The organism is Pseudomonas sp. TE21435, from assembly GCF_056279265.1.
Genome location: NZ_JBWBQZ010000001.1, coordinates 2,508,173 through 2,525,745, shown reverse-complemented (window position 1 = coordinate 2,525,745; position 17,573 = coordinate 2,508,173). Strand labels below are relative to the sequence as shown.

The window sequence follows — 17,573 nt, the reverse complement described above, 5'->3', positions numbered from 1 at the left end:
CTGCTTATCAAAGACTGTTGTCCCTGAAGATTCATGTGAGGAGAAAACTATGCTGATTCTGACTCGTCGGTGCGCCGAGAGCCTGATCATTGGTGACGGTGAGATCACCGTGACGGTCCTGGGTGTCAAAGGCAACCAGGTGCGTATCGGCGTGAGCGCGCCGAAAGAAGTGGCCGTTCACCGCGAGGAAATCTACCTGCGGATCAAGAAAGAGAAGGACGAGGAGCCAAGCCTTTAATTCTTTTGAAGTTTTTTTCAAAAAAAGGGTTGCAAACGAGGAAGGGTGTGTTTAATATTCGCCTCGTGTTGCGGTGAGGTGGCCGAGTGGCCGAAGGCGCTCCCCTGCTAAGGGAGTATACCTCATAAGGGTATCGGGGGTTCGAATCCCCCCTTCACCGCCATTATTTGCCTGGAGCGCTTCAAGCGATCCGAATGGCACAGCAAGACACGGACTCATAGCTCAGCTGGATAGAGTACTCGGCTACGAACCGAGCGGTCGGAGGTTCGAATCCTCCTGAGTCCGCCACTTTTGAAGTGGCTTTGCCTGCAAGGCTGCTTCAATCAACCAGTGGTAACCTGGTCTAAAACTACCCCACGGACTCATAGCTCAGCTGGATAGAGTACTCGGCTACGAACCGAGCGGTCGCAGGTTCGAATCCTGCTGAGTCCGCCACTTTTGAAGTGGTTTTGCTTGCAAAGGCACTTCAACAAGCCAGTGGTAATCTGGCCTAAAACTACCAACCACGGACTCATAGCTCAGCTGGATAGAGTACTCGGCTACGAACCGAGCGGTCGCAGGTTCGAATCCTGCTGAGTCCGCCACTTTTTGAAGTGGCTCTGCTTGCAAAGACGCTTCAACAAGCCAGTGGTAACCTGGCCTAAAACTACCACCACGGACTCATAGCTCAGCTGGATAGAGTACTCGGCTACGAACCGAGCGGTCGCAGGTTCGAATCCTGCTGAGTCCGCCATACATCAAGAAGCCCGCTCATTTGAGCGGGCTTTTTGTTTTTCCATATGCGCTGAATTGTCGCAGATGTCCATCTAAGCTACTGCTGTAGGCCTTCCTTGCAAGGGTCTGCAGCTGAAGATCGAGTCGACACAAAACGAATGTGCTTTTAACGCCAGAGCAACCGTCGCACTGATGGCTTCGAGCGTTGTCACAGCTTTAGCGCGCAAACGATTGTTCTAGCCAAAAATTTAAGCGATCCGACAGCTTGCACAGTGTATGATTGCGCCCGTCAGCCCCGCCGGGGCTTGTGGAATACCACCATGGACTTACCCAGTAGTTACTCGCTAACACGCTTCATACAGACAGATCTGACCGATTGATTCTCCCGGCGTGCTCCGCTGCTGGGAGTGGAGTTCGCCTATGACCGAAATCGAAGTAAAGAAAACCCAAGACAGCCTGCAGGATCGCCTGGCCCAGGTGATCGAACTGTTGCAGCGCCAGCGGGTGGTCGAGGACCTGACGCACCGTCAGGAAGGTCATCACCATGACCTGGTGGAAAACCTGGTCCACCGCCAGAACCTGGTCGAGCTGCAGCGCAAGCTCGACGACCTGCACCCCGCCGACATCGCCTACATCCTCGAAGCCCTGCCACTGGACGATCGCCTGACGGTCTGGCAGCTGGTGCGCTCCGACCGTGACGGCGACATCCTGCTTGAAGTCTCCGATGCCGTGCGTCAGACCCTGATCGCCGACATGGACGATCACGAGTTGCTGGCGGCCGCCAAGGAGATGGACGCTGACGAACTCGCCGACCTGGCTCCGGAATTGCCCCGCGACGTCGTCCATGAACTCATGGAGAGCCTCGATGCCCAGCAGCGCGAGCGTGTGCGCTCGGCCCTGAGCTACGACGAGGAGCAGGTCGGTGCATTGATGGACTTCGAGATGGTCACCATCCGCGAAGATGTCAGCCTCGAAGTGGTACTGCGCTACCTGCGCCGGCTCAAGGAGCTGCCAGGGCACACCGACAAGCTGTTCGTGGTCGATTACGACGGTATTCTCAAGGGCGTGCTGCCCATCAAGCGGTTGTTGGTCAACGACCCGGACAAGAAGGTCGCGGAGGTCATGGCCAATGACCCGGTGACCTTCCACCCCGAGGAAGATGCCTACGACGCGGCTCAGGCCTTTGAGCGATACGACTTGGTATCCGCTCCGGTGGTGGACAAGAAAGAGCGCTTGATCGGCCGCCTGACCATCGATGAAATGGTCGATCTGATCCGTGAGGAAAGTGAGAGCGAAGTGCTCAACATGGCCGGTCTGCGCGAAGAGGAAGACATCTTCGCCTCGGTCTGGCGCTCGCTGCGCAACCGTTGGGCGTGGCTTGCCATCAACCTGATCACCGCGTTTGTCGCGTCGCGGGTGATCGGCTTGTTCGAAGGCTCCATCGAGAAGCTGGTGGCCCTGGCGGCATTGATGCCGATCGTTGCCGGTATCGGCGGTAACTCCGGCAACCAGACCATCACCATGATCGTTCGCGCCATGGCGCTGGACCAGGTGTCACCAGGCAACACCAGCCGCCTGATGCGCAAGGAGCTGGCGGTATCGTTGATCAATGGCCTGGTCTGGGGCGGTGTGATCGGGGTGGTGGCGTTCTGGCTGTATGGCAGCTGGTCGCTGGGGCTGGTCATGACCGCCGCGATGACCTTGAACCTGCTGCTGGCAGCGCTGATGGGTGTACTGATCCCGATGACGCTGACGCGCCTGGGCCGAGATCCGGCAATGGGCTCGAGCGTGATGATCACTGCCGTGACCGACAGTGGTGGATTCTTCATCTTCCTCGGCCTGGCAACGCTGTTCCTGATGTAGGTCGACGGAGCGCCAGAAACAAGAAAGCCAGCTTACGCTGGCTTTTTTGTGTTCGCTTGGCAGGATCAGGACGCGTCGGCGGCCATTTCCACATCGTGGGCGATGAGGGCGACCAGCGCATTCTGCTGGCGGTGGGACAACTGGCGGAAGCGCTGCAGCAATTCGCGTTCGTGAAGGCTGAGCTCTGGGCTGTCCAGGCGCATGCTCAGCTCGTCACCCAGAGCACCTTCCTGGATAAGGCTCTGCTCCAGGCGGGCGATGATCTCGGAGTTCATGCTGCGGTGATGGTTGCGCGCTACCTCGGCAATGCGCTCACGCATCCCGTCTGGCAGGCGGACGACAAACTTGTCAGCGGTGCGGCTGGAGTAGATAGCCTGTTTCATTGGGCGCATATAAATTGACCGGTTGTTCTGGTTCAGGGGAGCGGTTCTCAAATTGGCCGCACGGTGGAAGTACGACCGCGGCGACGACAAAATGTTCAACCGTGATGTGATTTTGGTTCTTCATCTTGCCTCATGATCGCCGTTTCCTTGGCGTCAATTCTGTGACAAATAGTGATCTCGATAAAGGCTTTTTGCCAGTACCAATTATCAGAAATGAGCACTGGTTTGAAAAGTTTCACATTCATCGAATTGCACAGGTGTCAGACAAATGCCGTCAAAATCTGGTAAAAGACAGCAAAGGGTCAGGGAAAATCATCAAATGCGCTGGTTTCCCATACATTGAGCATAGTGGCTATGCAATATGACGCAAGCGGTGGGGTGGCCTCAAGGGGGCGCCTGATATTCCTCATGGGACCGTCTGGTTCAGGAAAAGATTCCCTGCTTGAGGCGGCCCGTGAGCGATTGTTCACCCAGGGGGTCGAAATCGCTCGGCGGGTCATCACGCGTTCGGCCGAGGCCAAGGGTGAAGCCGCGCATGGCGTGAGCGCCGAACGTTTCGAGGCAATGCGCGAAGCGGGGGCCTTTGCGTTGGACTGGCAGGCCAATGGCCTGCGCTATGGCATCCCTGCGCAACTGGATACATGGCTCGCTGCGGGGCGCTCGGTACTGGTCAACGGCTCGCGTGCGTACCTGCCGATCGCCCGGCAGCGCTACCCTGATCTCGTAGCCGTCGGGCTGGTTGTTTCCCCGCAGGTGCTGCGCCAGCGCTTGCTGGCCCGTGGAAGAGAAAGCACCGAGCAGATCGAGCAACGCCTGGCCCGCAATTTCCGACTGCAGGCCTACGATCCCGGTGTGCATGTCGTGGACAATTCCGGGCCGTTGGCCGGTGCGGTGGAAGCTTTGATCGCGCTGTTGCGCGCCGAAGGCGTGATCGCTGACACGCAGGGAAAAAGGCCGACGTGCATAATGCCCGATTGATACATGACAAATGCGCACATGCTGGTTAACATGCTCGCCGTCCCCGCCGCGCAGCGTCTGTTGTCGGCCTCTGTGTCTCAGTAGCTCAATTGGATAGAGCATCCCCCTCCTAAGGGGAAGGTTGCAGGTTCAAATCCTGCCTGGGACGCCATCTCTTTCCAATTCTCCTTCGTTTACCTTGCCTGGATGCCTTCCCGGGGCTGTCGAGCCGTTTGTCTGTGGCTCAGGGCGAGGTGTGCAGCCAGCCCGAAGATCAGCCCCCAGAATGCGGCGCCAAGGCCGAGCAAGCTCATCCCAGAGGCGGTGACCAGGAAGGTGATCAGCGCCGGTTCCCGTTGTTTTTCGTCACTCATGGCGCCCACCAGGCCGTTGGCGATCGCGCCGAATAGTGCCAGGCCGGCGAGGGCGGCTATCAGTTCCTTCGGCAGGGCGGCGAACACCGAGGCCAAGGTGGCGCCGAAGCTGCCCATCAGCAGATAGAAGGCACCGCAGGCCATGCCGGCGATATAGCGCTTGTCCGGGTTCTCGTGGGCTTCGCGACCGGTGCAGATGGCCGCTGTGATCGCCGCCAGGTTGACGCCGTGGCAGCCGAATGGCGCCAGCAGCAGCGAACCCAGGGCGGTGACCGAGACGATCGGGCGTGCCGGTACCTGGTAGCCGGAGGTGCGCAGCACGGCGATACCGGGCACCGACTGGCCGGTGAGCGACACCAGCGCCAAGGGCAGGCCGATATTGACAATGGCCTGCCAGCTCCACTGCGGGCTGGTCCAGGTGGGGACGGTCATTTCCAGCACCAGCGCCTGGGTGTCCAACTGCCCCAGGCCGGCGGCGAGGCCGCAGCCGACGATCAGCACCGAAAGAATCGCGTAGCGCGGCGACAGGCGCTTGAACAGCAGGTAACTCGCCAGCATCGACAGCACCAGCACGGGCTGCAGGCGGATCGAGCTGAACAGCTCGGCGCCGAAGCGGAACAGGATGCCGGCCAGCATCGCCGCGGCGATGGCCTTTGGCAGGCGATTCATCAACTTGTCGAAGGCGCCGCTCAGGGCGATCACCGCGATCAGCAGCGAGGCGACGATATAGGCGCCCACCGCTTGAGCCAGTGACACGCTCGGCAGCATCGATACCAGCAGCGCCGCGCCGGGCGTGGACCAGGCGGTGATCACCGGTACCCGCAGTTTCCAGCTCAGCAGCAGGCCGGTCAGGCCGCTGCCGATGGAAATGGCCCAGATCCACGATGCGGTCGCTTCGTTGCCCAGGCCGGCTTGGTCGGCGGCCTGAAACACGATGATCAAGGGGCCGGCGTAGGAGATGATCACGGCGATCAGGCCGGCGACCAGGGCGGAGAGGGAAAAATCCTTTCTGAGATTATCCATGGTGAGTCCAGATGAGTTGATTGATTCGATTGATTCGATTCAAATTGAATCTATACGGTAACGTGGCCTGAATTCAAGAGGGGCTGCTCTCACGCGGCTGCTGTTCACAACTTGAATCGCTCGGAGGATCGACTCAAGTCGGTCTGTGTGTTCAAATTTCAATCATTTAAGCCCGGTAGCCGTCTCATGTGGGTTCCACGGATCAGCGAAAGCAATCAGCCTGTCTACCTGTCCATCGCCGATGCGCTGGCGCACGATATCGCCAGTGGCGCCCTGCGACGTGGCGAGCGCTTGCCGACGCTACGCGAACTGGCGCAGGCACTGGACGTTACGCCAGGCACCATCAGCCGCGCCTACACCGAGGCGTCGCGTCGCGGCCTGACCCAGGGCGAGGTGGGCCGCGGCACCTACGTTCTTGACCGGATCGGCGACACGGGCGAGGCCCCTGCCGTTACCCGCGCGACCTCCGCCGCAGCGCCCGTTGCCCGCAGCGAAGTGCTCGACCTGTCGATCATCAAGCCCTACGGCGAAACCCTGCAGTACTGGTTGCGCAACGCGCTGACCGAACTGGCCAATACCGCGCGGCTGGAGCAGGTGCTGGACTACGCCCCCGACGGCGGCCATCCGGCGCATCGCGAGGCGGGCGCGCAATGGTTACGGCAGTGGCTGCCGGGTGCGCAGTGGCAGCAGGTGGTCATCACCAGCGGCGCCCAGCACGGGCTGATGGTGGCGATCAGCGCCTTGACCGCGGCGGGTGATCTGGTGCTGTGCGAGTCGCTGTGCTACCCGGGTATCATCTCCGTGGCTCACGGCCTGGGCCGCCGCCTGCGTGGTGTGCCGATGGACGAGCAGGGCATCATCCCCGAGGCGTTGCGCGAGATCTGCCAGCGCGAGCGGCCAGCCATGCTGGTGTGTGTGGCAACCTGTCAGAACCCGACCACGGCAATCATGTCCAACGAGCGTCGCGCCCAGATCGCGGCGCTGGCGGAGGAGTTCGACTTCCTGTTGCTGGACGACGACATCTACGGCTTCCTCGCCACCGATCCACAGGCCCGGCCGCTGGCGACTTTTGCACCGGAGCGTTCGATCTACCTCACCAGCCTGTCCAAGTCCGTCATGCCGGCGTTGCGCATCGGCTACCTGTACAGCCCGCTGAAACTGCTGTCGCGGCTGACTGCCATGGTACGCAGCACGGTGTGGATGCCTTCGCCGTTGACCGCGCAACTGGCCAGCCATGTGATCGGCGAAGGGCTGGACAGCCAGCTGATCCGCATGCACCGCGCCGAGGCTGCGGCACGCCAAGCCATCGCCCGTGAAGTCTTCACCGATGCGTCGTTGCAAAGCCAGCCGCACAGCTACCACCTTTGGCTCAACTTGCCCGAGCCATGGCGCAGCGACGAGTTCGCGATGCTGGCGAGAGCCAATGGCGTGGCGGTCATGAGCGCCAGCCAGTTCCAGGTGGAGCGCACGGGCGATCCGCGTGGCGTGCGGGTCGTACTGATGTCGCCGACCAGCCGGGAGGAGTTGCGCTTCGCCCTGACCCAGTTGGCCAGCCTGCTCGAGTCAGGGGACCCGAAACGCTTCTACTGAACCGGGGACAAAGCCCGGCTCAAAGCTTGGCGGTGTAGCGTCGCTCGGTATCATCGTCATTTGTCGAGTTCAGGACGCTTTGCGGCTGAGTGGTGGCCTGTTCTCGCTGCGCCTGCTGTTCGAGCCTGGCCTGGGTTTTGCGCTCGACCTCGTCCTGCAAGCGTTGGGCGATCAGCTGGTCGACCCTCATTTTCTGCTCGGGCGGCAACGCGTCGTACTCCTCCGGACTCAAGCCCAGCTCCTGAAACATCTTTTCCTTGATCTTCTCTGCCGGCGACTTGGCCATGTAATCGCGAAACTCCTGGAGGGCGCTGGATCCTTCCTGTTTGCCCACGCTGGCCTGTTCACGCTTGGCCGCGTCCGGATTTTGCAGCATGACCATCAGCTTGGCGAAGGCCTCCTTGCGATTGTCTTCGGCGTGCTGCTGCGAGGTGCTGCCCTGATTGTTCTGCTGCGCCGAGGTTTTCGCGCTGGCCATCAGCGGCTGGAGCGCGGGCAACTGTGCTGCAGGCTGTTCGAGAACGCTGCGTTGCTGTTGCTGCACGGTCTGCCACCCCAGGCCGTTCGCTGTGATAAGCATGTTTCCTCCGTGAACGACTGTTAAAGAGGCGACTAAAGGGGCAAAAGCTGTGCCAGCGATGGTGGAGCGGCAAAATAGGCCGTAAGGGCTATTCCGGCGACCTCTCGCTCGGAATATGCTTGCCCGGCAGAGGAACGGTATTGCCGCTAGCGGCAAAAAAATAGCAAGTGTCGGCAGCACCGGTTACGGGGCGCAGTTGCTGGGCAGCAGGGAGAGTGTCCATGAGTCAGGCAGCAAAGCCGATACCGGCCGGCTTCACCGAGCAGCAATTGCACACCTTGTTCGAGCTGATCAGCGACGGCATCTGGGACTGGGATGCCAACAGCGGCTACGTCTACCGCAACTCAGGCTGGTACGCGATGCTGGGTTACGCCAGCCACTCGCTGGACAACTCCGTGCTGACCTGGGAAAGCGTGATACACCCGCAGGACTATCCGCGGGTGATGGCGCATTTCGAGGCCTACATCACCCAGCGCAACGAGCACTACCGCATCGAGTACCGGTGCCGTTGCCACGATGGCAGTTACCTGTGGGTCGAGGACAGCGGCCATATCATCGCCCGCAACGCCGATGGCTCGGTGGCGCGCATGCTCGGGGCTCATCGCAATATCGACGCAGGCAAGCGCCTGGTGGAGGAGCTCGAACAGCGCAATCTATCGCTGGAGAGCCAGGTGGCCGAGCGAACCTGCGAGCTGTCCTGGGTCAACCAGCAGTTGCAGCGGCAACTGGATGAGAACCGCGAACTGGCCGAGCGGGATGCGTTGACCCGCACCGCCAATCGCTATCGCCTGGAGAAAACGCTTCAGCAGGAGTGCGAGCGCGCCCGGCGCTTCCGTGAGCCACTGGCATTGATCGCCATGGACCTGGACGACTTCAAGCCGATCAACGACCTGCACGGTCATGCCCGTGGCGACGCGGCGCTGATCGAGGTCACCGAGCGTATCCGTCAGTGTCTGGGCGGTCGGGGGCTGCTGGCACGTTGGGGAGGTGATGAGTTTGCCGTGGTGTTGCCGCACACGTCGCTGCAGCAAGCCTGTGCAGTGGCCTCGTCGATCCGCGTGGCGATGGCGGCGATCGAGCCTATCGGCACGTGCCGGCTGACCATGAGCTATGGCGTGGTGCAGTGGCGCGAGGGGGACGATGCCGGCGGGTTGCTGGCGCGGGCGGACCAGGCGCTGTATCGGGCAAAGGCGCAAGGCAAAAACACCGTAGCCGAGTGATGGTAAAAAAAGGACCCGCGGCGCCTGGGGCGCAGCGGGTAAAATCGGCTATTGCCGCTTCAGTGTCTTCAATCAGATGTGCAGTGCGTGCCCCAGCGCGCGCAGCGCCGCTTCCTGCACCGCCTCGCCCAGCGTCGGGTGGGCATGAATGGTCCCGGCGATGTCTTCCAGGCGCGCGCCCATCTCCAGGGACTGGGCGAAGGCGCTGGACAGTTCGGAAACCGCCACGCCCACGGCTTGCCAGCCGAGGATCAGATGGTTGTCGCGGCGAGCCACCACGCGCACGAAACCGCTCTTCGACTCCAGGCTCATGGCCCGGCCGTTGGCGGCGAAGGGGAACTGCGCGACGATGCAATCCACACCTTGCTGGCCGGCCTGCTCCGGGGTCTTGCCGACCACCACCACTTCCGGATCGGTGAAGCATACCGCGGCGATTGCGGTCGGCTCGAAGCGCCGCGTCTTGCCGGCGATGATCTCGGCGACCATTTCACCCTGTGCCATGGCCCGGTGCGCGAGCATCGGCTCGCCGGCCACGTCGCCGATGGCCCAGACGTTGCGCATGCTGGTCTGGCAGCGCTCGTCAATGGCGATGGCAGCGCCGTTCATCTTCAAGTCCAGGCTTTCCAGGCCGAAGCCTTTGGTGCGTGGGCGGCGACCCACGGCCACCAGCACCTGGTCAGCCTCCAGGCGCAGCTGGCCACCTTGGCCGTCGCTGGCCAGCAGGCAACCGTCGGCATAGCCTTCGACACTGTGGCCCAGGTACAGCGCGATGCCGAGTTTCTTGATCGAGTCAGCCACCGGCGCGGTGAGCTCCGCGTCGTAGGTCGGCAGGATGCGGTCGCGGGCTTCCACCACGCTGACCTTGGCGCCGAGCTTGCGGTAGGCGATGCCCAGCTCCAGGCCGATGTAGCCGCCGCCGACCACCACCAGGTGCTCGGGCATGGCCTTGGGCGCCAGGGCCTCGGTGGAGGAAATGATCGGCCCGCCAATCGGCAGCATCGGCAGTTCGACACTGCTGGAGCCGGTGGCCAGCAGCAGGTGTTCGCACTGGATGCGCTGGCCGTCGACTTCGATGCTCTTGCCGTCGAGGATCTTCGCCCAGCCATGGATCACCTTCACACCGTGCTTTTTCAGCAGCGCGGCGACGCCGCTGGTGAGGCGGTCGACGATACCGTCTTTCCACTCGACGCTGCGGCTGATGTCCAGGCGTGGCGAGGACACGCTGATGCCCAGCGGTGAGGGTTCGGTGTAGCGGCTGGCCTGGTGGAACTGCTCGGCCACATGGATCAGCGCCTTGGACGGAATGCAGCCGATGTTCAGGCAGGTGCCGCCCAGGGCCTGGCCTTCGACCAGCACGGTGGGGATGCCCAGTTGCCCGGCGCGGATGGCAGCCACATAGCCGCCGGGGCCGCCACCGATGATCAGCAGGGTGGTGTTGATGAGCTCTTGCATGATCACTCCACGAACAGGCAGGCGGGCTGTTCCAGCAGGCCGCGCACGGCCTGGATGAACAGTGCGGCATCCATGCCATCGACCACGCGGTGGTCGAACGAGCTGGACAGGTTCATCATCTTGCGCACGACGATCTGGCCGTCGATCACCACCGGCCGTTCGACCATGCGGTTGACGCCGACGATCGCGACTTCCGGGGTATTGACCACCGGTGTGCTGACGATGCCGCCAAGGGCGCCGAGGCTGGTCAGGGTGATGGTCGAGCCGGACAGCTCTTCACGGCTGGCCTTGTTGTTGCGCGCCGCGTGAGCGACACGGGCGATCTCGCTGGCGTTGCTCCACAGGCTGCCGGCTTCGGCGTGGCGCAGCACGGGCACCATCAGGCCGTTGTCACCCTGGGTGGCGATGCCGACGTGCACCGCGCCGTGGCGGGTGATGACCTGGGCTTCGTCGTCGTAGGTGGCATTGATCTGCGGGAAGTCGCGCAGGGCGACGACCATGGCGCGCACCAGGAACGGCAGCAGGGTCAGCTTGCCGCGGCTGTCGCCATGCTTGGCGTTGAGCTGCTGGCGCAGGGCCTCGAGTGCGGTGACGTCGATTTCCTCGACGTAGCTGAAGTGGGCGACGCGACGCTTGGCGTCCTGCATACGCTGGGCGATCTTGCGGCGCAGGCCGATCACCGGTACCTGCTCGCTGTCGGTGCGCTTGCCATAGCCCCCTGGCGCCTGGCCAGTGCTGCTCTGCGGCTTGCTGATGAAGGCGTCGAGGTCTTCATGCAGGATGCGCCCGGCCGGGCCGCTACCGTGCACGTAGCGCAGCTCGATACCGGCATCCAGGGCGCGCTTGCGCACCGCCGGGGAGGCCAGTGGCTTGTCGTGGGCCTCGCGCGGCACGATGGGCGCGGTTGCGTGGGTCGCGGCAACCTGCGGCTGGGACTCGACGCGTGGCTCGGGGCGGGCCGCGGCCTGTACCGCTGCCGGTGCCGGCTCGGCCGGCTTGGCCTGGGGCGTGTCGACATGGTTGCCGCTGCCTTCGACCTCGATGCGGATCAGCTCGCTGCCGACCGCCATCACCTCACCGGGCTGGCCGCCCAGGGCCAGCACCTTGCCGCTGACCGGCGAAGGGATTTCCACGGTGGCCTTGTCGGTCATGACATCGGCCACCACTTGATCTTCGGCGATCACATCGCCGACCTTGACGAACCATTCCACCAACTCGACTTGCGCGATGCCTTCGCCAATGTCCGGCATCTTGATGACGTGCGTGCCCATTCAGACCTCCATGACCCGTTTCAGTGCCGCGCCTACCCGCGAAGGGCCGGGGAAGTAGGCCCATTCCTGTGCGTGGGGGTAGGGGGTATCCCAGCCGGTGACGCGCTCGATCGGCGCTTCGAGGTGATGGAAGCAGTGCTCCTGGACCAGCGATACCAGCTCCGCGCCGAAGCCGCAGGTGCGGGTGGCTTCGTGCACGACCACGCAGCGGCCGGTTTTCTTCACCGACTCGACGATGGTCTCCAGGTCCAGCGGCCACAGGCTGCGCAGGTCGATGACCTCGGCGTCGACGCCGCTCTCTTCGGCGGCCACTTGCGACACATATACGGTGGTGCCATAGGTCAGCACGGTGACGTCGTTGCCTGGGCGGGTAATCACCGCCTTGTCCAGCGGCACGCTGTAGTAGCCATCCGGCACGGCGCTGTGCGGGTGTTTGGACCACGGCGTCACCGGACGGTCGTGGTGGCCGTCGAACGGGCCGTTGTACAGGCGCTTGGGCTCAAGGAAGATCACCGGATCGTCGCATTCGATCGAGGCGATCAGCAGGCCCTTGGCGTCGTAGGGGTTCGATGGCATGACGGTGCGCAGGCCGCAGACCTGGGTGAACATCGCCTCGGGGCTCTGGCTGTGGGTCTGGCCGCCGTAGATGCCGCCACCGCAAGGCATGCGCAGGGTCAGCGGGGAGATGAACTCACCGGCCGAGCGATAGCGCAGGCGGGCCATCTCCGAGACGATCTGGTCGGAGGCGGGGTAGAAGTAATCGGCGAACTGGATCTCGACCACCGGGCGCAGGCCATAGGCGCCCATGCCCACGGCGGTGCCGACGATACCGCTTTCGGAGATCGGTGCGTCGAACACGCGGGACTTGCCGTACTTGGTCTGCAGGCCCTCAGTGCAGCGGAACACGCCGCCGAAGTAGCCAACGTCCTGGCCATAGACCACCACGTTGTCATCGCGCTCGAGCATGACATCCATGGCCGAGCGCAGGGCCTGGATCATGGTCATTGTGGTGGTGGACATGGCGTTTTCCAGATGGATGCTGTTGTTGTGATCGTTCATCTCAGACCCCCAGTTCCTGGCGCTGACGGCGCAAGTGGTCGGGCATTTCCTTGTACACATCTTCGAACATCGACGCGGCACTGGGGATATGGCCGTTGCTCAGGGTGCCGAACTGCTCGGCGTCCTTCTGCGCCTTGATCACCTCGGCCTCGAGCTCGGCGGTGACCGCCTGGTGCTCTTCCTCGGACCAGTGGCCAAGCTTGATCAGGTGCTGCTTGAGGCGGGCGATCGGGTCGCCCAGCGGGAAGTGGCTCCAGTCGTCGGCCGGGCGGTACTTGGACGGGTCGTCCGAAGTCGAGTGCGGGCCGGCGCGGTAGGTGACCCACTCGATCAGCGTCGGGCCCAGCCCGCGGCGGGCGCGTTCGGCGGCCCAGCGCGAGGCGGCGTAGACGGCGATGAAGTCGTTGCCGTCCACTCGCAGCGAAGCGATGCCGCAACCCACGCCACGGCCGGCGAAAGTGGTCGACTCGCCACCGGCGATGGCCTGGAAGGTAGAGATCGCCCACTGGTTGTTGACCACGTTGAGGATCACTGGGGCGCGGTAGACGTGGGCGAAGGTCAGCGCGGTGTGGAAGTCGGACTCGGCGGTGGCGCCGTCGCCGATCCATGCCGAGGCGATCTTGGTATCGCCCTTGATCGCCGAGGCCATGGCCCAGCCGACCGCCTGGACGAACTGGGTGGCCAGGTTGCCGCTGATGGTGAAGAAGCCGGCCTCGCGCACCGAATACATGATCGGCAGCTGGCGGCCCTTGAGCGGGTCACGGGTGTTGGACAGCAGCTGGCAGATCATGTCGACCAGCGACACGTCGCGGGCCATCAGGATGCTCTGCTGGCGATAGGTGGGGAAGCACATGTCGGTGCGGTTCAGGGCCAGGGCCTGGCCGCTGCCGATGGCTTCCTCGCCCAGGCTCTGCATGTAGAAGGACATCTTCTTCTGACGCTGGGCAACCACCATGCGGCTGTCGAAGATGCGCGTCTTGAGCATGGCGTGCATGCCCTGGCGCAGCACCTGCGGCTCGATGCCCTCGGCCCACGGGCCAACGGCGTCGCCATGCTCGTTGAGCACGCGCACGAGGCTGTAGGAAAGGTCCGCAGTGTCGGCGGCTTCCACATCGATAGGGGGTTTACGGACTTGACCCGCGTCGTTCAGGCGCAGGTAGGAGAAATCGGTCTGGCAGCCTGGCCGGCCTGTAGGCTCGGGCACATGCAGACGCAGGGGGGCGTACTCGTTCATGCTTTTTACGCTCGCTCGAATGTTGTTTTTGTGAGCTTTGAAGCGGCCGCCGCTGACTGCCGGCTCGTGACTGGCAGGTCAGCGTCTTTTTACATCATAGGGGGACGGCAGGAGAATTTTTCTCTCAAGTTCGTTGCCTTTCTCCCGTGGCGCAGATAAACATTCCGTACAAACACAAAAACCAGGTCAATTTCTCTCATGCGTAAACTGGATCGAACGGATATCGGCATCCTCAACAGCCTGCAGGAAAACGCCCGCATCACCAACGCGGAGCTGGCGCGTTCGGTCAACCTGTCGCCCACGCCGTGCTTCAACCGGGTCAAGGCCATGGAGGAGCTGGGGGTGATTCGCCAGCAGGTGACGTTGTTGTCACCCGAGGCGCTGGGGCTGGATGTGAATGTGTTCATCCATGTCAGCCTGGAAAAGCAGGTGGAGCAGTCGCTGCACCGCTTCGAGGAAGAAATTGCCGAGCGCCCTGAGGTGATGGAGTGTTACCTGATGACCGGCGACCCCGACTACCTGCTGCGGGTCCTGCTGCCAAGCATCCAGGCACTGGAGCGCTTTCTCGATTACCTGACACGCTTGCCCGGGGTGGCGAACATTCGCTCCAGCTTTGCCTTGAAGCAGGTGCGCTACAAGACCGCGTTGCCGCTGCCGGCCAATGGCATGACGTTGCGCGAGCAATGATCCGGGCGCGGTGCCTGGGGTGCTTGATATTTTAAACACCCCCGGCCTATGTTGTGTGCGTCGCCATTCCCGGCATGCGAACACAACAAGAAGGACAGCGTCATGACGACCGAAGGCCCGCGCAACCAGGCAGTGCTCCTGGAGGGCATCGATGAAATCGAGTGCGTCACCCCCGACCTCAACGGCGTGCCCCGCGGCAAGGTGATGACCGCCGAGGGCTTCCTCGAGGGGCGCCGCCTGCAGATGGCCCGTGGCGTGCTGCTGCAGTGCATCATGGGCGGTTACCCGGCGGCAAAATACTATGGCAGCGACGATGGCGACCTCGCGCTGGTGGCCGAACCCTCGCAGATCCATCGCCTGCCCTGGAGCGACGAACCTCGGGCGTTGACGATCTGCGATGCGGTGGAACTCGATGGTAGCCCTTCAGGGTTGTCCAGCCGTGGCCAGCTCAAGGCGGTGATCGCCCGATATGCGCAGCGCGGGCTGGCCCCGGTGGTGGCGACGGAGCTGGAATTCTTTGTCTTTGCCGCCAACGCCGATCCGACCCAGCCGTTCCAGCCGCCGCTGGGCAAGGACGGACGCCGGGAAATGGGCCACTCGGCCTTCAGTGTCAGCTCCAACAACGGTCTGCGCCCGTTCTTCAACGAGGTATACCGCTGCATGGCGGCGCTGGGCCTGCCACGCGACACCTTCATGCATGAGATGGGTGTCAGCCAGTTCGAGATCAACCTGCTGCACGGCGATCCTTTGCTGCTGGCCGACCAGACCTTCCTGTTCAAGCACCTGCTCAAGGAGGTCGCGCTCAAGCATGGCCTGATCGTGGTGTGCATGGCCAAGCCACTGGCACACACACCCGGCAGTTCGATGCACATTCACCAGAGCCTGGTGGAGGTCGGCAGTGGGCGCAACGTGTTCAGCGACGAGCAGGGCAGGGCGACCGACACCTTCCACCATTTCATCGGTGGCCTGCAGGCCTGCCTGGCCGACTTCACCGCGCTGTTCGCGCCGAACGTCAATTCCTACCAGCGCCTGTGCCACCCTTATGCGTCACCGAACAACGCCTGCTGGTCCGAGGACAACCGTGCCGCGGGCCTGCGCATTCCGGCCAGCTCGCCTGTGGCACGGCGGGTGGAAAACCGCCTGCCGGGTGCCGATGCCAACCCCTACCTGGCCATTGCCGCGAGCCTTGCCGCTGGCCTGCACGGCATTGAGCGGCAGATCGCGCCGACGCCGGCCATCCAGGGCGAGTTCGAGGTGCCGGAATACCTCAGCCTGCCTTGCACCTTGCATGCCGCGCTTGAGCGGCTCAAGCGCAGCGACCTGGCGCGGGAACTGTTCGGCAAGGAGTTCATCGAAGGCTACATCGCCACCAAGACCCTGGAACTGAGCGATTTCTTCGATGAAATCACCCCCTGGGAGCGCCGCGTGCTGGCCGCGCAGGCCTGAGCGCGACACAACCGCTACTGGATGCGCCCCCATGGCTCTTTTTGCTGCCTGGGGGCCTGTGCCAAGATGGATTTGCTTTTATGCTTGCCTGCAACCCAACGCCACCTGGTCAAGGAGCTTGACGGGACGTATGCGAAATATCTGGAAGCCGTTTCAGTCGCTGTACTTCGCCGCCTTGATGATGCTGATCGGCTCGGGCCTGCTGAGTACCTACCTGGCCTTGCGCCTGGCCGCCGATCATGTCGACAGCCTGTGGATCGGTGCGCTGATGGCGGCCAACTACTTCGGCCTGGCGGTGGGGGGCAAGGTAGGGCACCGCTTGATCGGCCGGGTCGGGCATATCCGTGCCTATGCCACGTGTGCCGGCATTGTCGGCGCCGCGGTGCTCGGGCATGGGCTGACCAACTGGCTGCCGGCCTGGGTCGGGCTGCGTATGATCGTCGGCCTGGGCATGATGTGCCAGTACATGGTTATCGAGAGCTGGCTCAACGAACAGGCCGACGCCAAGCACCGTGGCGCGGTGTTCAGCGGCTACATGATTGCCTCCTACCTGGGGCTGGTGCTCGGCCAGTTGATCCTGGTGGTGCACCCGCAACTGGGGCCGGAACTGCTGATGCTGGTGGCGATGTGTTTTGCCTTGTGCCTGGTGCCGGTGGCGATGACCCGGCGCATTCACCCCGCACCGTTGCGCCCGGCGCCGATGGAGCCGAAGTTCTTCATCAAACGCGTGCCGCAATCGCTGTCAACTGTGCTTGGTTCGGGCCTGATCGTCGGCTCCTTCTATGGCCTGGCGCCGCTGTATGCGTCCAGCCAGGGTCTGAGCACCGAGCAGATCGGCCTGTTCATGGGCTGCTGCATCTTTGCCGGGCTGCTGGTGCAGTGGCCGCTGGGCTGGCTTTCCGATCGCTATGATCGCGCCGTGCTGATCCGCAGCGTGGCCATCGGCCTGGCCCTGGCCGCCGCGCCGCTGGCGATCCTGCCGGGGGTTCCGCTCGAGCTGCTGTTCGCCATGGGCTTTGTCATTTCGCTGTTGCAGTTCTGCCTGTATCCCTTGGCGGTGGCGTTCTCCAATGACCACGTGGAGAGTGAGCGGCGGGTCTCGCTGACCGCGATGCTGCTGGTCACTTATGGTGTGGGCGCCTGTATCGGACCGTTGGCGGCCGGGGTGCTGATGAAGCTGCTGGGCGCGCAGATGCTCTACGCCTTCTTCGTGTTCTTCGCGTTGGTGCTGGTGTGGCGCATTCGGCCCAAGGCAGTCACTGGGCTGCACCAGGTCCAGGATGCGCCGCTGGGGCACGTGGCGATGCCAGCGGCGGGCTCGCCCTTGTCGGCGGCCCTCGACCCGCGGGTGGATGAGCAGACGGTGCAGGATGTGATGCAGGCGCCGGTGGCGGCGGAAGATACCGAGGAGGATGCCGGTGCGCAGGCGCAAGGCGAGGGGGGCAAATCGATGTCCTAGGCGGCCTGCCCGGGCACCAATGA

The 17,573-nt window shown here is 63.1% G+C and carries 15 protein-coding genes and 6 tRNA genes; 14 read left to right on the top strand and 7 right to left on the bottom strand.

Annotation, left to right across the window (positions count from 1 at the left end; translation table 11 throughout):
- The first annotated feature begins 49 nt into the window (after positions 1 to 49).
- The 7 genes from csrA (at position 50) to mgtE (ending at position 2,815) form a co-directional block, all read left to right on the top strand.
- On the top strand, positions 50 to 238 hold the full coding sequence (gene csrA, locus ACZ9C1_RS11395) for a carbon storage regulator CsrA (protein ID WP_003254503.1): 189 nt from the start codon (positions 50 to 52) through the stop codon (positions 236 to 238).
- A 72-nt stretch (positions 239 to 310) separates the two neighbouring features.
- Positions 311 to 401: transfer RNA gene (locus ACZ9C1_RS11390), tRNA-Ser, on the top strand.
- A 48-nt stretch (positions 402 to 449) separates the two neighbouring features.
- Positions 450 to 526, top strand: a tRNA-Arg gene (locus tag ACZ9C1_RS11385).
- Between the two features lie 70 nt (positions 527 to 596).
- A tRNA-Arg gene (locus ACZ9C1_RS11380) sits at positions 597 to 673 on the top strand.
- Positions 674 to 745: 72 nt separating this feature from the next.
- Positions 746 to 822: transfer RNA gene (locus tag ACZ9C1_RS11375), tRNA-Arg, on the top strand.
- A 72-nt stretch (positions 823 to 894) separates the two neighbouring features.
- A tRNA-Arg gene (locus ACZ9C1_RS11370) sits at positions 895 to 971 on the top strand.
- A gap of 401 nt (positions 972 to 1,372) precedes the next feature.
- Positions 1,373 to 2,815, top strand: a complete 1,443-nt coding sequence (mgtE, locus tag ACZ9C1_RS11365) for a magnesium transporter (protein ID WP_023629439.1) — start codon at positions 1,373 to 1,375, stop codon at positions 2,813 to 2,815.
- A gap of 65 nt (positions 2,816 to 2,880) precedes the next feature.
- Here the strand turns inward: mgtE and ACZ9C1_RS11360 are convergent, their stop codons facing one another.
- Positions 2,881 to 3,207, bottom strand: coding sequence for an Arc family DNA-binding protein (locus ACZ9C1_RS11360; RefSeq protein ID WP_003254499.1), 327 nt, complete (start codon positions 3,205 to 3,207; stop codon positions 2,881 to 2,883).
- A 345-nt stretch (positions 3,208 to 3,552) separates the two neighbouring features.
- On the opposite strand from ACZ9C1_RS11360, the gene phnN reads away from it, so the two are divergent.
- Positions 3,553 to 4,176, top strand: coding sequence for a phosphonate metabolism protein/1,5-bisphosphokinase (PRPP-forming) PhnN (phnN, locus tag ACZ9C1_RS11355; protein WP_457378518.1), 624 nt, complete (start codon positions 3,553 to 3,555; stop codon positions 4,174 to 4,176).
- A 74-nt stretch (positions 4,177 to 4,250) separates the two neighbouring features.
- Positions 4,251 to 4,327, top strand: a tRNA-Arg gene (locus ACZ9C1_RS11350).
- Positions 4,328 to 4,349: 22 nt separating this feature from the next.
- Here the strand turns inward: ACZ9C1_RS11350 and ACZ9C1_RS11345 are convergent.
- Positions 4,350 to 5,552: a benzoate/H(+) symporter BenE family transporter gene (locus ACZ9C1_RS11345; RefSeq protein ID WP_198754048.1), complete on the bottom strand. Its 1,203-nt coding sequence runs from the start codon at positions 5,550 to 5,552 to the stop codon at positions 4,350 to 4,352.
- A 186-nt stretch (positions 5,553 to 5,738) separates the two neighbouring features.
- On the opposite strand from ACZ9C1_RS11345, the gene ACZ9C1_RS11340 reads away from it, so the two are divergent.
- Complete coding sequence (locus ACZ9C1_RS11340) at positions 5,739 to 7,142, top strand: aminotransferase-like domain-containing protein (protein ID WP_277505292.1); 1,404 nt, start codon at positions 5,739 to 5,741, stop codon at positions 7,140 to 7,142.
- Positions 7,143 to 7,161: 19 nt separating this feature from the next.
- On the opposite strand, the gene ACZ9C1_RS11335 is transcribed toward ACZ9C1_RS11340, so the two are convergent.
- A complete protein-coding gene (locus tag ACZ9C1_RS11335) occupies positions 7,162 to 7,686 on the bottom strand; it encodes a hypothetical protein (RefSeq protein WP_177486058.1) in 525 nt (174 codons plus the stop codon).
- 257 nt (positions 7,687 to 7,943) lie between these two features.
- Between ACZ9C1_RS11335 and ACZ9C1_RS11330 the strand changes: the two genes are divergently transcribed.
- Positions 7,944 to 8,942, top strand: a complete 999-nt coding sequence (locus ACZ9C1_RS11330) for a sensor domain-containing diguanylate cyclase (protein ID WP_457378517.1) — start codon at positions 7,944 to 7,946, stop codon at positions 8,940 to 8,942.
- A gap of 72 nt (positions 8,943 to 9,014) precedes the next feature.
- Here ACZ9C1_RS11330 and lpdA read toward each other — a convergent pair whose 3' ends face one another.
- From lpdA to ACZ9C1_RS11310, 4 genes are read right to left on the bottom strand one after another with little or no spacing between them, the layout of a single operon-like run.
- Positions 9,015 to 10,394, bottom strand: coding sequence for a dihydrolipoyl dehydrogenase (lpdA, locus tag ACZ9C1_RS11325; RefSeq protein WP_102683079.1), 1,380 nt, complete (start codon positions 10,392 to 10,394; stop codon positions 9,015 to 9,017).
- Between the two features lie 2 nt (positions 10,395 to 10,396).
- Positions 10,397 to 11,665: a dihydrolipoamide acetyltransferase family protein gene (locus tag ACZ9C1_RS11320; protein WP_139673372.1), complete on the bottom strand. Its 1,269-nt coding sequence runs from the start codon at positions 11,663 to 11,665 to the stop codon at positions 10,397 to 10,399.
- Entirely contained in the window at positions 11,666 to 12,724 is a 1,059-nt protein-coding gene (locus ACZ9C1_RS11315; RefSeq protein ID WP_038706568.1) for an alpha-ketoacid dehydrogenase subunit beta, read from the bottom strand.
- Between the two features lies 1 nt (position 12,725).
- Positions 12,726 to 13,958 (bottom strand): 3-methyl-2-oxobutanoate dehydrogenase (2-methylpropanoyl-transferring) subunit alpha, encoded by a 1,233-nt coding sequence (locus ACZ9C1_RS11310; RefSeq protein ID WP_094011875.1) that lies wholly within the window; start codon positions 13,956 to 13,958, stop codon positions 12,726 to 12,728.
- A gap of 198 nt (positions 13,959 to 14,156) precedes the next feature.
- Between ACZ9C1_RS11310 and bkdR the strand changes: the two genes are divergently transcribed.
- The 3 genes from bkdR to ACZ9C1_RS11295 all read left to right on the top strand — a co-directional run bounded on the left by bkdR (position 14,157) and on the right by ACZ9C1_RS11295 (position 17,550).
- Positions 14,157 to 14,645: a Bkd operon transcriptional regulator BkdR gene (gene bkdR / locus ACZ9C1_RS11305; RefSeq protein WP_028691050.1), complete on the top strand. Its 489-nt coding sequence runs from the start codon at positions 14,157 to 14,159 to the stop codon at positions 14,643 to 14,645.
- A 204-nt stretch (positions 14,646 to 14,849) separates the two neighbouring features.
- Positions 14,850 to 16,091, top strand: coding sequence for a glutamine synthetase family protein (locus ACZ9C1_RS11300; RefSeq protein ID WP_476254571.1), 1,242 nt, complete (start codon positions 14,850 to 14,852; stop codon positions 16,089 to 16,091).
- A 130-nt stretch (positions 16,092 to 16,221) separates the two neighbouring features.
- On the top strand, positions 16,222 to 17,550 hold the full coding sequence (locus tag ACZ9C1_RS11295; protein ID WP_277505288.1) for an MFS transporter: 1,329 nt from the start codon (positions 16,222 to 16,224) through the stop codon (positions 17,548 to 17,550).
- Positions 17,551 to 17,573 lie beyond the last annotated feature (23 nt).

Coding starts and splice junctions, on each gene's coding strand:
- csrA (WP_003254503.1), top strand. CDS start 50: ATGCTGATTCTGACTCGTCGGTGCGCCGAGAGCCTGATCATTGGTGAC.
- mgtE (WP_023629439.1), top strand. CDS start 1,373: ATGACCGAAATCGAAGTAAAGAAAACCCAAGACAGCCTGCAGGATCGC.
- ACZ9C1_RS11360 (WP_003254499.1), bottom strand. CDS start 3,207: ATGCGCCCAATGAAACAGGCTATCTACTCCAGCCGCACCGCTGACAAG.
- phnN (WP_457378518.1), top strand. CDS start 3,553: ATGCAATATGACGCAAGCGGTGGGGTGGCCTCAAGGGGGCGCCTGATA.
- ACZ9C1_RS11345 (WP_198754048.1), bottom strand. CDS start 5,552: ATGGATAATCTCAGAAAGGATTTTTCCCTCTCCGCCCTGGTCGCCGGC.
- ACZ9C1_RS11340 (WP_277505292.1), top strand. CDS start 5,739: ATGTGGGTTCCACGGATCAGCGAAAGCAATCAGCCTGTCTACCTGTCC.
- ACZ9C1_RS11330 (WP_457378517.1), top strand. CDS start 7,944: ATGAGTCAGGCAGCAAAGCCGATACCGGCCGGCTTCACCGAGCAGCAA.
- lpdA (WP_102683079.1), bottom strand. CDS start 10,394: ATGCAAGAGCTCATCAACACCACCCTGCTGATCATCGGTGGCGGCCCC.
- ACZ9C1_RS11320 (WP_139673372.1), bottom strand. CDS start 11,665: ATGGGCACGCACGTCATCAAGATGCCGGACATTGGCGAAGGCATCGCG.
- ACZ9C1_RS11315 (WP_038706568.1), bottom strand. CDS start 12,724: ATGAACGATCACAACAACAGCATCCATCTGGAAAACGCCATGTCCACC.
- ACZ9C1_RS11310 (WP_094011875.1), bottom strand. CDS start 13,958: ATGAACGAGTACGCCCCCCTGCGTCTGCATGTGCCCGAGCCTACAGGC.
- bkdR (WP_028691050.1), top strand. CDS start 14,157: ATGCGTAAACTGGATCGAACGGATATCGGCATCCTCAACAGCCTGCAG.
- ACZ9C1_RS11300 (WP_476254571.1), top strand. CDS start 14,850: ATGACCGCCGAGGGCTTCCTCGAGGGGCGCCGCCTGCAGATGGCCCGT.
- ACZ9C1_RS11295 (WP_277505288.1), top strand. CDS start 16,222: ATGCGAAATATCTGGAAGCCGTTTCAGTCGCTGTACTTCGCCGCCTTG.